Source organism: Burkholderia pseudomultivorans, from assembly GCF_001718415.1.
In the GTDB taxonomy this organism is placed as follows: Bacteria; Pseudomonadota; Gammaproteobacteria; order Burkholderiales; family Burkholderiaceae; genus Burkholderia; species Burkholderia pseudomultivorans_A.
This window is the reverse complement of the sequence record NZ_CP013378.1, coordinates 2,801,850-2,815,173: the sequence shown is the minus strand read 5'-3', so window position 1 is coordinate 2,815,173 and position 13,324 is coordinate 2,801,850. Positions and strand designations below refer to the sequence as shown.

Sequence of the window (13,324 nt, the reverse complement as noted above, 5' to 3'; positions counted from 1 at the left end):
CGCACCGACCACGAGGCCCGCATCATGTCCGCATCGATCAAGACCCTCCTCACGCCGCGCGACAGCGACATCGGCAATCTCGTCGTGCGCCGCGTGCTGCCCGCGCGCGCGGCACGCCTCGTCGGCCCCTTCATCTTCTTCGACGAGATGGGGCCGGCGGTACTGCCGGCCGGCCGCGGCATCGACGTGCTGCCGCATCCGCATATCGGGCTCGCGACCGTCACCTACCTGTTCGACGGCACGCTGATGCATCACGACAGTCTCGGCTTCCGGCAGAAGATCGTGCCCGGCGACGTGAACTGGATGACGGCCGGGCGCGGCATCGTCCACTCGGAGCGCTCGCCCGACGACGATCGCCCGCGCGAGCAGCCCGTGCACGGCATCCAGACCTGGGTTGCGCTGCCGGTCGAGCACGAGGACGCCGCGCCCGCGTTCGTCCATCATCCGGCCGACACGCTGCCGTCGTTCGAGCGCGACGGCGCGCGCGTGCGCGTGATTGCGGGCACTGCGTTCGGGCTCGCGTCGCCGGTCGCGGTGTTTTCGCCGACGCTGTACGCGTATGCCGAATTCGCCGCAGGCGGCCGGCTCGCGCTCGATGCGGAGCACGACGAGCGCGGCGTCTATCTGGTCGACGGCGACCTGAGCATCGACGGCACGCCGCTCGCCCCCGCGACGATGGCCGTGCTCGAACCGGGCGCGAGCGTCGCGCTGGCGAGCGCGAACGGCGCGCGCGCGATGCTGCTCGGCGGCGCGCACCTGCCCGGCGAACGCTTCATCGAATGGAACTTCGTGTCGAGCTCGCGCGCGAAGATCGAAGCGGCGCGCAGCGCGTGGGCCGCGCAGACCTTCGGCAAGGTGCCCGGCGAGGAAAACGAGTGGACGCGCCAGCCGGAACGCGGCGCCCACTGAACGCGCATCGGCGCCGGCGCGGCGTGAGGCGAGCCGCACGCATGCGTGCCGCCCGTCGCGCGCCGGCGGATCAGCGCGTCCGCCCCATCAGCCTGGCCAGCACCGGCCAGCGCTCGAGCGCGTCGAGATACGCGCGGCGCGCCTGCTCGTCGACATAGCATTCGGGATCGAATGCAGGCAGATGCCGCGCGAAGCCGAGCACGTCGTTCGGCTGCGACAGGCGATCGCCGTCGCCCTCGGTCGGGTTCACTGTTCGTCGATCCATACGCCGTCCGGAGTCTTGACCGCGTAGCCCGCGGCCGTCTGCATCGTCACCGTGCCCTCGTTCTCGCCGACCATGCGCGTGCGCGGCAGATCGGCCGCGTACTGCGCAAGCGTCGCGCCGGGCTTGAACGGGCTGTTCGACACGAGGTTCGACAGCAGCTGCGCGAGCGCGAGGAAGCTGGTCGGCTGGTCGATCACGGTGGTCGTGCCGTGGTTGCCGGCAAAGCCGACCAGCCGCACGCCGACCGGCCCGTGCACGATGCGCGGCGTCGGGATCTCGCGCAGGCCCGCGACCTGGTTCTTGTCGCCGCGCAACGCGGCGCCGTGCTCGGGCACGAACACGATCACCGCGCGCCGGCCCGACTGCGCGATCAGGTCGGCGAGCCGGTCGAAGTCGCTCATCAGCCTGGTTGCGCGCTGCGGATACGAATCGATGCTCGTCAGCGAACTGCCGACCACGCGATTGCCGTCATGCAGGCTGATCGTGTTGTAGTACAGCGCGACGGGCCCCGGCACCGATGCGCGCTGCGCGTACCAGTTCGAGAGCGTCGCATAGTCGTCCTTGATCGCGGAGCCGTCGAACGCGTGCATCGCGACGGGCGCCGCGTCGTTCGACACCATCGGCGCATCGGGCACGCCGATGTTGTCGTGCACGACCTGCAGGAAGTTGTCGAAATGGCCGTCGTGGTTCAGCAGCGACTGCACCGTGTAGCCGGCGCTCGCGAGCTGCGCGAACAGGTAGCACTGTTGCGGCGCGGGCTTGTACAGGTCCGCGTGCGCCTCCTGCCCGCAGCTCGCGCGCAGCACGCGAATCGCCGCGGGGCCGCTGTAGCTCGCCGCCGTGCTGAAGTTCGTGAACAGATAGTCGAAGTGGCTCAGCATCGGATGATTGCGGACCTTCGCCGCATCGAGGTCGTCCCACGACAGCGAGCAGATATGCAGCACGATCACGTCGAACTGCGCGGCGGGATCGCTGCCGAGATGGCCGAACGCGACCTGCCGCTGCGACTCCTGCGCGCGGAACGTCGCGAGCGCGGCGTTGTGATCCTCGGGCTGGTCCGCGCGCGCCATGCCGGTCGCGTTCGCCTGCTGCGGCGCGTTCGGCGTCGTGCGCGCAAGCAGGCCGGTGCCGGCCTGCCACAGCGGCATCACGATCAGCGCCGCGAGCACGAAGGTCGCGACGCGCACCCAGCGGTTGACGATGAAATAGACGATCAGCGCGCCGGCCACCGTCAGCAGCAGCACGGGCGGCAGCAGCCGCGGCAGGATCTCCATCCAGTAGTCGAGCCGGAACGTGCTCACCTCGCGCGCGGCCTCGGCCAGCCGCGCGAGCGGCGGCGCATGCAGCTCGCGCGCGAGCAGCGGTACCGCGATCGCGACGGCCGCGACCTGCCGCACGATGCGCCACGCGCGCGCGCGGATCGGCGCGCTCGCCGCGAGCGCCAGCGCGAAGCCGAGGTTGGCGAGCCACAGCGGCTGCAGGTGGCCGGTCGCGAACAGCGCGAACTTCAGGATGAAATACAGATTCCAGAACGTCATCGAAACCACTCCATGATAGGCGGCGATCAGTCGCGCGCCCGATCGAGCTTCGGCGCCAGCAGCGCCTGCAGCCCGCGCATCGCACCCTTCCACATCCGCACGTAGCCGTCGACGCCGACGCGCAGCACTTCCTTCAGTCCGCGCAGCGGCGTGTCGGCCTGTTCGCCCGCATGCCAGTCGAGCCACGCGTCCGCGCGGCCGAACGTGCATTGCACGAGCTGGCGCTCCTGGTCGAGCGTCAGCGCGTCGAAACTCAGGCCGACGTGCGTCGGCGTCACGCGGCTCACGCGCGCCGGGAACGGGAACGAACGGTCGCCGCGCGTCACGCACACCGTCAGCGGGTCGCCGACCGCGAGCGACAGCCCCGGCACCGCTTCGAGGCCGAGGCCGCCGGTCGAATAGTCGCTGGTGAAGCACGCGGCCGTCGTGCCGTCGGCCAGCAGCAGCGTGGCCGGCACGCGCATCGCGATACGGTGCGTGACGCGCACCTGCTTCGTCTCGCGCGCGACGGCCAGCGCCGCGCCGAGCATCGCGAGGTTGTAGACGGTCCAGCCGAGCGTGATCAGGATCGTCGACGCCTCGTCGCCCTGGTCGGCCACGAGCCGCCACAGGCCGGCGGCGATCGCGAGCACGTTCAGCCCGAACAGCACGAGATACGGCTTCGACGTCGACCAGTCGACGTAGCCCTGGTCGATCCGGCCGCCCTTGTCGGTCACGTTGAACTTGCCGTGCTTCGGGCTGAAGAACGCGACGGTGGTCGGCAGCGCGATGTACCACGCGAGCACTGACTCGTAGACCTCGGCCCAGAACGAATGGCGGTAGCGTCCCTGCATCCGCGAGTTCGCGACGTTCGCGAGCACCAGATACGGCACGACGTAGCTCGCGAGCGCGAGCGCCGACGCGTTGATGAAATACAGGTGGAAGAACAGGTATGCGAACGGAATCGTCAGGAACACGAGCCGCGGAATGCCGTAGAAGAAATGCAGCATCGCATTGCCGTAGCAGATCCGCTGCACGAAGCCGAGCCCGCGTCCGAGGAACGGGTTGTCGATGCGGAAGATCTGCGCCATGCCGCGCGCCCAGCGCGTGCGCTGCTTCACGTGGCCCGCGAGGCTTTCGGTCGCGAGGCCGGCCGCCTGCACGGTCGGCAGGTACGCGGACGTATAGCCGCGGCGATGCAGCTTGAGCGCCGTATGCGCGTCTTCGGTCACGGTCTCGACCGCGACGCCGCCGACTTCCTCGAGCGCCGTGCGCCTGAGCACCGCGCACGACCCGCAGAAGAACGTCGCGTTCCACAGGTCGTTGCCCGACTGCACGAGACCGTAGAACAGGTTGCCCTCGTTCGGGATCTCGCGGAACGTGCCGAGGTTGCGCTCGAACGGATCGGGCGAGAAGAAATGGTGCGGCGTCTGCACCAGCGCGCATTTCGGGTCGCGCAGGAACACGCCCATCGTCGTCTGCAGGAACGAGCGGGTCGGCACGTGGTCGCAGTCGAAGATCGCGATGTACTCGCCGTGCGTCTTCGGCAGTGCGCGGTTGATGTTGCCGGCTTTCGCGTGCAGGTTGTCGTCGCGCGTCAGGTAGTCGATGCCGGCTTCGCGCGCGAATGCCGCGAACTCGGGCCGGCGGCCGTCGTCGAGCAGGTATACGCGCAGCTTCGCCGTGGGCCAGTCGATGCTCTGCGCGGCGAACACGGTCGGCTTCACGACCGACAGCGGCTCGTTGTAGGTCGGGATGTACACGTCGACGCTCGGCCACGTGTCGGGATCGCCGGGCAGCGGCACGATCGGGCGGTCGAGCGGCCATGCGGTCTGCACGAAGCCGAGCAGCAGGATCATCCACGTATAGGCTTCGGCGCCGTACAGCAGATAGCCGGCCACCGCCTCGACCGGGCTGCGGAAGTCGAGCGTCTGCGTCGTGCGCCACCACACGTAGCGCACCGTCGCGAGCAAGGCCAGCGACGCGAGCGCGAGCGTCGGCAGGTGGCCGGGCAGCCGGCGCAGCGCGAGCGCCAGCACCGCGACGATCGCGAAGAACGCGAACTGCGCGCCGGGCATCAGCGGCGACATCCCGGCCGCCGCCCACATCAGCGCGCCGGCCAGCAGCAGCAGCGGCGCGAGCCAGCGGCGCCGGCCGACGCCGTTCGCGCGCGCGTCGAGCCAGCCGCCCCAGCGGTCCCACGGCAGGCGCGCGAGCACCGCGTCGATGCGCCGCCCGAGCGCGCGCATCGCCACGTAGACCGGCACGACGCTGCGGTCGAACCAGGCGAGCGGATCGCGCGCGGGCCGGCCGTCGGCCGCGTGCGGCGCCCGCACGAACGCGCGCCACAGCCATTCGCGCGGGCTGAGCGGCTGCAGCACGCCCCACTCGCGCGCGAGCCGCAGGAACGCGATGCGCGCCCAGCGGCGGGCGGGGTCGGCGCGCCCCGGCGGCGGTGCGTGGAAGAACAGCCGCACCAGCCAGTCGAGCAGCGTGCGCTGCGCCGGCAGCCCGATGCCGCGCGCGAGCCAGTCCGCCGCACGGCGGCCGGTCGTGCGCAGCGTCGCGGCGAACGCGGCCTTCATCGCGCCGCTCCCGCGTGGCCGGCCGATGCGGCCGCGAGCCATGCGTCGACCCAGTTCGCGACGCCGCTCAGGTCGTGCGACGCCTGCGAATACGGCGCATCGTCGAAGATCCAGCTGCCGCGCGCGAGCGCCTCGGGCACGGCCGCGTCGACGTGGATCCGCTGTTCGAGCAGCGTCGACGGGCCGGCCGCCGCGCGCAGCATCGCGAGCGCGTCGCGCTGCATGTCGCGCGCCGGGTTCAGCCGGTTCACGACGATCTGCACGGCGCCGCCGCCCGCGCGCAGCGCGCCGAGTCGCGCGGCGACCGTCGCGCATGCGAGCGGCTCGGGCGGCACCACGACGAGCGTCAGGTCCGCGCGGTGGATCGCCTGCTCGGCCTGCAGCGACGGATAGCGGGCGGTGTCGATCAGCACCGCGCCGTCGGCCGGCAGCGCGATCTCGTCGAGCGCGTGCGCGAGCCACGCGGGTTCGGCCGCGAGCCGCGCGTCGCAGGCGGCCGCCCCGGCCGCGTCGACCGGCCCGTACGGCACGAACAGCACGCCGTCGGCATTGCGCCAGGTATGCGCATGCCAGGGCCGCGACGGGTCGAGCAGGCTCTGCGCGAGCCCCGCATCGGGCGGCGTATCGAGACCGAGCGCCGCGCTCATCAGGTTCTGCGGATCGAACTCGACCGCGACCACGGGCCGGCCGCGGCGCGCGAGCAGCACCGCGAGCGCCGCGGCGAGCGTGGTGCGGCCCGCGCCGCCCGTCGTCGAGGTGATCGCGATCGTCTTCATCGCACGGCCTCGTCGGTGCGGCTCGCATCGGGCAGCAGCCGCCCGCGCAGCGCGACCGGCACGATCTCGCACGGCACCGCGTCCTGCCGGCCGATCCCGCGCGGCGCATGAAAGCCGCGGCCGATGCCGAGGTGCTGCGTCACGATCCACACGGGCACCGCGATCGCGATGCCGACGATAAATCCGATCACGAGTTCGGCAATCATGCGCCCTCCGGCTTGCGCAGCGGCATCGCGCTGCGGATGGCGCCGCGTGCGCGCGCGGCGGGAAACGACGACAGCGGCGCGGGTGCCGTCTGGTCGCCGGCTGGCGCCGCCTGTGAAGGCGCCGCGTTCCGGTCGCCGTCGGCCACGCCAGTCACACCGGCCGCGCCGTTGACATCGACCGCCGGCGCCGCACCGCCGCTGCGGCCCGGTACGCCGCCGGCCGGCTGCGGCGTCGCGAACAGGTCGCTGTAGTCGGCGATCGGCGCGCGCCGGTTCTCGGCCTTCAGCGCATGCAGTTCGGCGTCGATACTGCCCTGCCCGAGGCAGACGGTCCGGTCGGACAGCGTGTCGACCGGCGCATCGAAGATCCGCGCCAGCGCATCGTCGGCGTCGGCCGGCTCGCAGGCGAACAGGAACACGTACAGGTGCGCGGCATCGGCCGTCACGACGTCGCCCGCGCGGCGCGGATGGCAGCGCCGCAGCGCATCGACATGCGACACGCCGGGCAGCAGCGTCATCTTCACGAGCGTATGCGGTAGCGCCAGCACCGCGCCGCGTTCGAGCACGGCGGCAATCCGCAGACAGAACGCGCCGACCGGCAGATAGCCGAGCACCGAATCGCCGAGCGCCGCCGCGAGCGCCGCGCGATAGTCGGCCGCGACCGGGCGCGCGTAAAGCTGCCCGCGCAGCGCGTGCACGGCGGCCTGCACCCGCGTGGGCGGCAGGTCGCGCCCGACGATGCGGTTCGCGCCGACGCTCAGCACCAGCATCTCGAACTGCTGGCGCAGCACCTCGCCGCGCTCGACGACCGCGATCTTCAGCGCGCCGCCGCTTTGCCGGCGCAGCGCATGCACGTCCGCGCACAGCGACTCGAGCTGCGCATGCGTGCGGAACACCAGCACCGCCGTCGCGGCTTGCGCATGCGCGCAGGCGGCGACGACCGCCGCGTTGTCGTCGACGATTTCCCAGTCGGCGGGCACGCGGCTCATGCCGTCGACCACCGCGCGGCTGACGACGATGCGATCCTCGTCGCTTGCGAGCTTGGTGCGCCGCGCCGGCTCGGCCGCGTCGGCGTCGAGGTTCGCCGACAGCCGGCCGCCGGCCGCGAACCGCAGCGGCCGCACCTCGCCCGCGGCGAGCGTGTCGCCCGCGCGCCAGAACTCGACGCTCCACAGCAGCTCGCCATGCGTGCGCTGCAACTGCGCGACGCCCGCACATACGCCGTGAAAGCCGCTGCGCGGCGTACGGTCCGCGTCGCGCACCCAGGACGGATCGTCGGTGCGCATGCCGGCGTCCGCGGGCGCGGTGTCGGGATCGAGCAGCAGCACCAGCGCGATCCGGTACGTGCGACACCAGTCGGCAAGCGCGCGCCCCTCCTCCGCGAGCGCGGCCGGATCGTCCCAGCTGAACCAGCGCTGTGCGCCTTCGACGAAATACAGCGAGCGCGCGCGAAAGCCGTAGCGCTTCAGCGCACGCAGTCCGCCCGTCAGGCGCGCAAACGGGCCGGGCGCCGCGCGGCGCGGTGCATTTGCGTCGGGTTCGGCCGCGTCGTCGATGGCGGCGGGCGCCGGCGGCATCGCCAGCACGTTGAGCCGGCCCGGCCAGCCGGCCGGCCGCGCACCGCCCGCGAAGCCGCGCGCCTGCATCTGCTCGGCGACGCGCGCCGCGTCGCGCGCGAGCACGACCGTCACGTCGCGCGTGCGCGCCTGCCGCGCGCTTTCCCACACGAGCGCGTCGCACGCGGGCGTGCGCGCCGCCGCGTAGATCGCGTACAGGCCGCCCGGTTCGAGCTGCGTCCACGTGTCGGGCAGCCCGTCGATCGCGAGCCGCCCCGGCGTGCCGGAACGGCCGCCCGCCGGCCCCGCGCCCAGCAGCGCGCGCAGGCGGCCGAGCAGCCCGGCGGCGGCGGGCGCGGAGCGAGTGGCGTTGAGGTCGGAATTCACGCGCTTCCCCTAATAGTCCGAATACAGGCGCACCGGCGTCGGCGTGACGAGCCAGTTGCGCGGCGCACGCGCGTCGAACGCGTAGCGCAGGTACACGAGTGCCGAACTCGGCGCATAGTCGTGCGAACGATCGATGTGCAGCTGCGCGCCGACGCTCAGGTGCGGGTTCACGCGATATTCGACGATGCCGTTGACGCCGTACGAGAACGACACGCCGCGGGTCGAGCTGCCCCCATAAGCGAGCGCCGCGATCGCATCCGCCGACTTCAGCCCGGCGACGCCCGGCACCCCGAGCGGAAAATACGGCGTGTCGCGCTCGTAACTGTTCGAGATGCCGCCCGTCACGGTCAGGTCCCACGACAGCGCGTCGACGCGCCCGGCCCATTCGAGCGGCACGCCGAGCGACAGATAGCGCTGCGGGCTGTAGTAGCCGCCCTGCCCGTACGTGTAGTAGCGCAGGTTCTGCGCGTAGTGCCATGCGCTGCCGACGAGCCCCGTGCTCACGCGCATCGTCGCGCGTTCGTACACGGGCACCGTGAAGCCGGTGCGCAGCGTGACGGCCGCGTTGCGCTCGACATTGCGGCCCGACAGCACGCCCGCGCCGAATTCCGCGAACAGGTTGGTGCGACCGACGTCGGCCGACGCGCGCAGGTCGATGCCGTCGCGCCGCACGCCGCCCCAGACCGCGCCCGTCCACGGATCGCGAAACCCCGCATACGACAGCACGCTGCTGGTCTCGGGCCGCCGCGACGCGTTCACCGTGAAGCTCGCGGGGCCCGCGTCGAAGCGGTAGCGCACGCCGCCGACCACGTACTGCACCGGAAAGCCGAGCGGCGACGTGCCGACGTCGAAGCGCCACGCGTCGGTCTTGTAGCCCGCGCCGACCGCGACGCCCGTCGCCGACTGGTGCAGCGAGCCCGGCGGATTCGCGGCCGGCGCGTTCAGCGCCGGATACAGCGCGAACGTGTTCAGCGCGTACGACGACGGATCGCTGGTGTCGAGCGTGCCGGCGTCGAGATGCACGGTGTCGAGCTGCAGGAACGCATGCCCGTCGTAGCGCACCGGCAGCTGCATGTAGACCGGCACCTGCTGCGCGCGATACAGGGACACGCCGTTGTCGCCCGACTTGTACGCAGGCAGCCAGCCGATCTCGATCTCCGGGTCGCGGCGCTGCTCGAGATCCGCGAACGCGGCCTGCGCGGGCGTGCGGCCGTCGCGGCGCGGCGTCACGCCTTGCGCGCGCTCCTGCGACAGCGACAGCCGGTACAGCGAGGCCGCGTCGTCGTAGCGGCCCTGCGCCTCGGCGACGCTGCCCGCCGCGAGCGACACGTCGGCGCGCGCCGGATACGCGGCCTGCAACTGCTCCGTGACCTGCGCGGCCTCGTCCGGGCGGCGCAGCGCATTCAGGCGCCGCACCGCCGACAGGCGCGTGTCGACGTCGTCGTCCGGCGTGCGCGCGAGCACGGCCTGCACGCGGGCGAGCGCGGCGGCGCGCGCGCCGCTGTCCTCGTCGATGCGGGCCAGCGCGAGCTGCACGTTCGCATCGTCGGGCGTGCGCGTCGCCAGCGGCGCGAGCGCGTCGCGCGCCGCGCCGTAGTGGCCCTGTGCACGTTCGAGATCGGCCAGTTCGAGCGCATAGCGCGGATCCGCGCGGCCGGCCGCGCTCGCGCGCTCGAGCTGCGCACGCGCCTGCGCATAGTCCTGCCGCGCGATCGCGTCGTCGGTGCGGCGCAGCACGAGCCGCAGCGACTGATCCTCGAGCCGCGCGGACTGCGCGGGCGTCAGCGACGGCAGGCCGCGCAGCGTGTCGAGCCAGGCGGCCAGCGCGTCGTCGCGCCCCGCGCGGCCGAGCAGGTCGCCGTAGCGCAGCCGCACGTCCGCGTCGGCGTCGGCCGGATGCGCGAGGATCCAGTCGTGCAGCGGCGCGAGGCCGCGATCGGCGTCGCCCGCGTCGATCCACTGCGTGCCGAGCGCGGCCAGCATGTCGGGATCGTCCGGCGCGCTCGCCTGCGCGTGCGCGAGCGCCGCCGCGAATGCCGCGCGGTCGCCGCGCCCGAACGCGCCGCGCGCATCGGCCAGCGCGCTTTCGGCGTCGAGCTTGCGGGCCAGCGCGCGCATGCCGTCCGAGCGCTGCGCGTCGTCGACCGGCGCGAGCGCGGCCTGCGCGCCCGCCACGTCGTCGAGCGAGTTGCGGTACAGCGCCGTCGCATAGCGCATCTCGGGCGTGCCGGCATGCGCGAGCCCTTCGTCCATCACCGTGCGGCCGAGCTGCGGCAAGCCCATGTCGCGATACAGCCGCGCGAGCGCGAAGCGCGTCCACGGCGCGTCGGGCGCCGCGCGCACGGCCGCCTCGTAACGCTGCGCGGCGGGCCCGCGTTCGCCCTTGTCCGCGAGCGCGCGCGCCTGGTTCGCGAGCAGGTCGGCACGCAGGCCGTCGAGCGCATGGCGATCGTCGCGGTCGGTCATCCGCTGTTGCAACGCATCGAGCAGCGGTCCGATCCGGTCCGCGCGGCCGGTGTTTTCGTACAGCGTGGCCGCGCCCCGCACGGCCGACAGGCTCGGCGCACGCGCGGCCAGCAATTCGCGCAGCAGCGGCTCCGCGCGCGCCCAGTCGCGCTGCGCGAGCAAGGCGTCGGCGAGCTGCAGCTTCGCGTCCGGACTGTCCGGCTGCATCGCGAGCGCGGCGCGCGCCGCGCGCTCGGCCTCCTGCGCGCGGCCGGCCGCCGCCGCGGCGCGGCCCTGCGCGAGCAGGCCCCAGAACCGCGCGGTGCGTGCAAGGCCTTCCCATTTGCCGCGCTGGTCGGCGCCGAGCGACGCGGCCCGCGCGAACAGCGCCCGCGCCTCGTCGTGACGGCCCTGTCGCAGGCGCAGCAGGCCGAGCCCGCCCACCGCGTCGGGGTCCTCGGCGCGGGCGCGCGCGGCGCGCGTCAGCAGCGGATCGGCGGCCGCCAGCTCGCCGCGCGCGAGCGCCTGCAGCCCGCGCTGCTGCGCGATGTAGTCGGGATCGCGTTCGAGCCGGCGCTGCGCCTCGCGCTGGCGGTCCAGTTCGGCGATCCGATCGCTGAACTCGGTCTCGTCCGGCGCCAGTGCGAGATAGGCGTGCAGCGCGTCGAGATAGGCCGGATCGGCGCCCGCGGATTGCAGCACGCGCCGCCACACGGCCATCGCTTCGGCGTGATCGGCGTCGGCCCGCTTCGCGAGCGCCCACGCGATCCGGTTCGCGTCCGCACGCGTGTCGGCGCGCTGGTTCAGCAGCCGCGCAAGCGCGAGCGCCGAACTCGTGTCGCCCGGGTCGGCCGCGACCGCGCGGCGCAGCGCGGCGATCGCCGGCTCGCGACCGCCCGGCGCATTCGCGACGATCTGGTAATACTCGGCGCCGAGCGCGCCGGACGGCGCACCGTTCGGAAACAGCGCGACGATCCGCCGGGCCGCTTCGTCCGCGCGGCCGCTGCGCGCGAGCAGCCGGATCTGGGCCATCTCGCCGCGCCCGCTCGTCGCGACGCGGTATTCGTCGGCCACCCGCCGCGTATCGGGCGCATCGGGCGCGCGCGCCTGCAGGCGCGCGAGCGCGGCCTGCGCACCTTTCGCGTCGCCGAGCCGCAGCAGCACGCGCACCTGCTCCGCGAGCAGCTCGGGATCGCCGGGCGCGATCAGCAGCCCCTTGTTCAGCGCGTCGCGCGCGAGGTCGTCGCGATGCTTGACGCCCCACATCCGCGCGGTCGCCAGCTGACGACGCGCATCGGCGAGATCGGCGCCCGCCGCCGCGGATGCCGGCCGGGCCGGCGCCGCGGGCGCGGCCTTCGGCACCGCGGCCTGCGGCGGGCTCGCGCCGGGCGGCGCTGCGCCGGGCGCCGCCGCGCACACCGACGACGCGAGCCACGCGAATCCCGCCACATGCGGCGCGGTGCGCTTCAGCGGGCGGCGCACGACCGGTCTCCCCAGCGCACGTCGAGCGAGCCGTCCGCGCCGAAACGGTAGCGTCCGTCGCGCCACCCGAAGCCGAACAGCGTCAGCACGCTCGTGTAATAGCCGGGCGCCGCCTGGCGCGCGAGCGCATCGACGCGCGCGGCCTGCGCATCCGCGAGCGCATGCTGGCCGCGCGCATCGAGAAACGGCACGGCCGCCGCCGAAAAACCGCCGTTGCCGTCGTTCGGCGCCGCGACGCCCGTCGTCGTGTCGACCTTCTCCGGCGGCGCACCGTGCGCGGCGATGCGCTCGGCAAACGGCGCGAACCGCGCGAGCAGCGGCGCGGCGAGCGGGTCGGCGCGATCGAGCATGCCGGCCCACAGATACACGCGGATCGCGTTGTACGCGCCCTCCGCATGCGTGTCCGGGTCGGGCTCGAAACCCGCGCCCGCGCGATACAGCGCCCAGTCGGGCGAGAAACCCTTCGGCGCCGTGTCGAGCAGCACGCGCGCGGTGCTGGTCGCGAGCGCGGCCCAGCGGCGATCGTCGGGCAGCCTTGCGGCGAGCCCGCGGATCACCTGCGGCGGCGAATAGCTCGGATTCACGCGCCACTGCCCGTTCGCGAGCCGGAATCCGGTCGGCCCCGGCAGCAGCGTGAGGCCGAGACCGGGCACGACGGCCGTCTCGTCGTCGAGCACGCGCCTGGCGAGCAGCGCGCCGCGCGCCGTATAGCTGCGTTCATGCCACAGCCGCCCGGCCTCGACCAGCGCATAGGCAATCCACAGATCGGCATCCGATGCCGCGTTCGCGTCGAGCACGCGCCATGCGCCGTCCGGCGCGCGGCCCCACAACCACGCGGGCAGATGCGCGCTGAGGTCGCCCTGCGCGAGATTGTTCTCGGTCCACGCGAGGATCGTGTCGAACGCATGGCGGTCGTTCGCGACGAGCGCGAAGAACAGCCCGTACGCCTGCCCTTCGGAGACCGTGCGCGAATCGGCCGAGCCGACGTCGATCACGCGCCCGTCGGGCGACACGAAGTCGTGCTTGAACGCATCCCAGCGCGGCCACGCCGCGGCGCAGCCCGTATCGGCCGGGTTGCCGCCCGCGGCCTGCGCGCGCGTGGCCATGCCGGCCGCCGCGCACGTCGCCGCGACCGCCACTGCCAGCGTCGCGCCGACGCGCCATGCCCGTCGCCCTGCCATTGCCCGGCCCATCGA

At 73.3% G+C, this 13,324-nt stretch carries 9 protein-coding genes; 1 reads left to right on the top strand and 8 read right to left on the bottom strand.

The annotated features are described in order from the left end of the window. Window positions 1–24 precede the first annotated feature (24 nt). On the top strand, window positions 25–909 hold the full coding sequence (locus tag WS57_RS25280) for a pirin family protein (protein WP_069245482.1): 885 nt from the start codon (window positions 25–27) through the stop codon (window positions 907–909). A gap of 70 nt (window positions 910–979) precedes the next feature. Here WS57_RS25280 and WS57_RS25275 read toward each other — a convergent pair whose 3' ends face one another. From WS57_RS25275 to bcsZ, 8 genes are read right to left on the bottom strand one after another with little or no spacing between them, the layout of a single operon-like run. Continuing rightward, complete coding sequence (locus tag WS57_RS25275) at window positions 980–1,174, bottom strand: hypothetical protein (protein ID WP_069244985.1); 195 nt, start codon at window positions 1,172–1,174, stop codon at window positions 980–982. Further along, window positions 1,156–2,712, bottom strand: a complete 1,557-nt coding sequence (gene bcsG / locus WS57_RS25270) for a cellulose biosynthesis protein BcsG (protein WP_069244984.1) — start codon at window positions 2,710–2,712, stop codon at window positions 1,156–1,158. Before bcsG ends, WS57_RS25275 begins: the two co-directional genes overlap by 19 nt. A gap of 26 nt (window positions 2,713–2,738) precedes the next feature. Continuing rightward, on the bottom strand, window positions 2,739–5,276 hold the full coding sequence (gene bcsA / locus WS57_RS25265; RefSeq protein WP_059482363.1) for a UDP-forming cellulose synthase catalytic subunit: 2,538 nt from the start codon (window positions 5,274–5,276) through the stop codon (window positions 2,739–2,741). Then, complete coding sequence (gene bcsQ / locus WS57_RS25260; protein WP_059518354.1) at window positions 5,273–6,052, bottom strand: cellulose biosynthesis protein BcsQ; 780 nt, start codon at window positions 6,050–6,052, stop codon at window positions 5,273–5,275. The genes bcsA and bcsQ overlap by 4 nt, the downstream gene beginning before the upstream one ends. Then, the gene (locus WS57_RS25255) at window positions 6,049–6,258 is read right to left on the bottom strand and encodes a hypothetical protein (protein ID WP_040127179.1); all 210 of its coding nucleotides are present in this window, start codon (window positions 6,256–6,258) and stop codon (window positions 6,049–6,051) included. The genes bcsQ and WS57_RS25255 overlap by 4 nt, the downstream gene beginning before the upstream one ends. Next, window positions 6,255–8,201, bottom strand: a complete 1,947-nt coding sequence (bcsE, locus tag WS57_RS25250) for a cellulose biosynthesis protein BcsE (RefSeq protein ID WP_069244983.1) — start codon at window positions 8,199–8,201, stop codon at window positions 6,255–6,257. Before bcsE ends, WS57_RS25255 begins: the two co-directional genes overlap by 4 nt. 9 nt (window positions 8,202–8,210) lie before the next feature. After that, window positions 8,211–12,128: a cellulose synthase subunit BcsC-related outer membrane protein gene (locus WS57_RS25245; protein WP_069244982.1), complete on the bottom strand. Its 3,918-nt coding sequence runs from the start codon at window positions 12,126–12,128 to the stop codon at window positions 8,211–8,213. Then, on the bottom strand, window positions 12,113–13,321 hold the full coding sequence (gene bcsZ, locus WS57_RS25240; protein WP_069244981.1) for a cellulose synthase complex periplasmic endoglucanase BcsZ: 1,209 nt from the start codon (window positions 13,319–13,321) through the stop codon (window positions 12,113–12,115). Before bcsZ ends, WS57_RS25245 begins: the two co-directional genes overlap by 16 nt. Window positions 13,322–13,324: the final 3 nt, after the last annotated feature.

Bases quoted from the DNA above. Each gene is read 5' to 3' on its own strand.
- WS57_RS25280 (WP_069245482.1), top strand. From the start codon at position 25: ATGTCCGCATCGATCAAGACCCTCCTCACGCCGCGCGACAGCGACATC.
- WS57_RS25275 (WP_069244985.1), bottom strand. From the start codon at position 1,174: ATGGATCGACGAACAGTGAACCCGACCGAGGGCGACGGCGATCGCCTG.
- bcsG (WP_069244984.1), bottom strand. From the start codon at position 2,712: ATGACGTTCTGGAATCTGTATTTCATCCTGAAGTTCGCGCTGTTCGCG.
- bcsA (WP_059482363.1), bottom strand. From the start codon at position 5,276: ATGAAGGCCGCGTTCGCCGCGACGCTGCGCACGACCGGCCGCCGTGCG.
- bcsQ (WP_059518354.1), bottom strand. From the start codon at position 6,052: ATGAAGACGATCGCGATCACCTCGACGACGGGCGGCGCGGGCCGCACC.
- WS57_RS25255 (WP_040127179.1), bottom strand. From the start codon at position 6,258: ATGATTGCCGAACTCGTGATCGGATTTATCGTCGGCATCGCGATCGCG.
- bcsZ (WP_069244981.1), bottom strand. From the start codon at position 13,321: ATGGGCCGGGCAATGGCAGGGCGACGGGCATGGCGCGTCGGCGCGACG.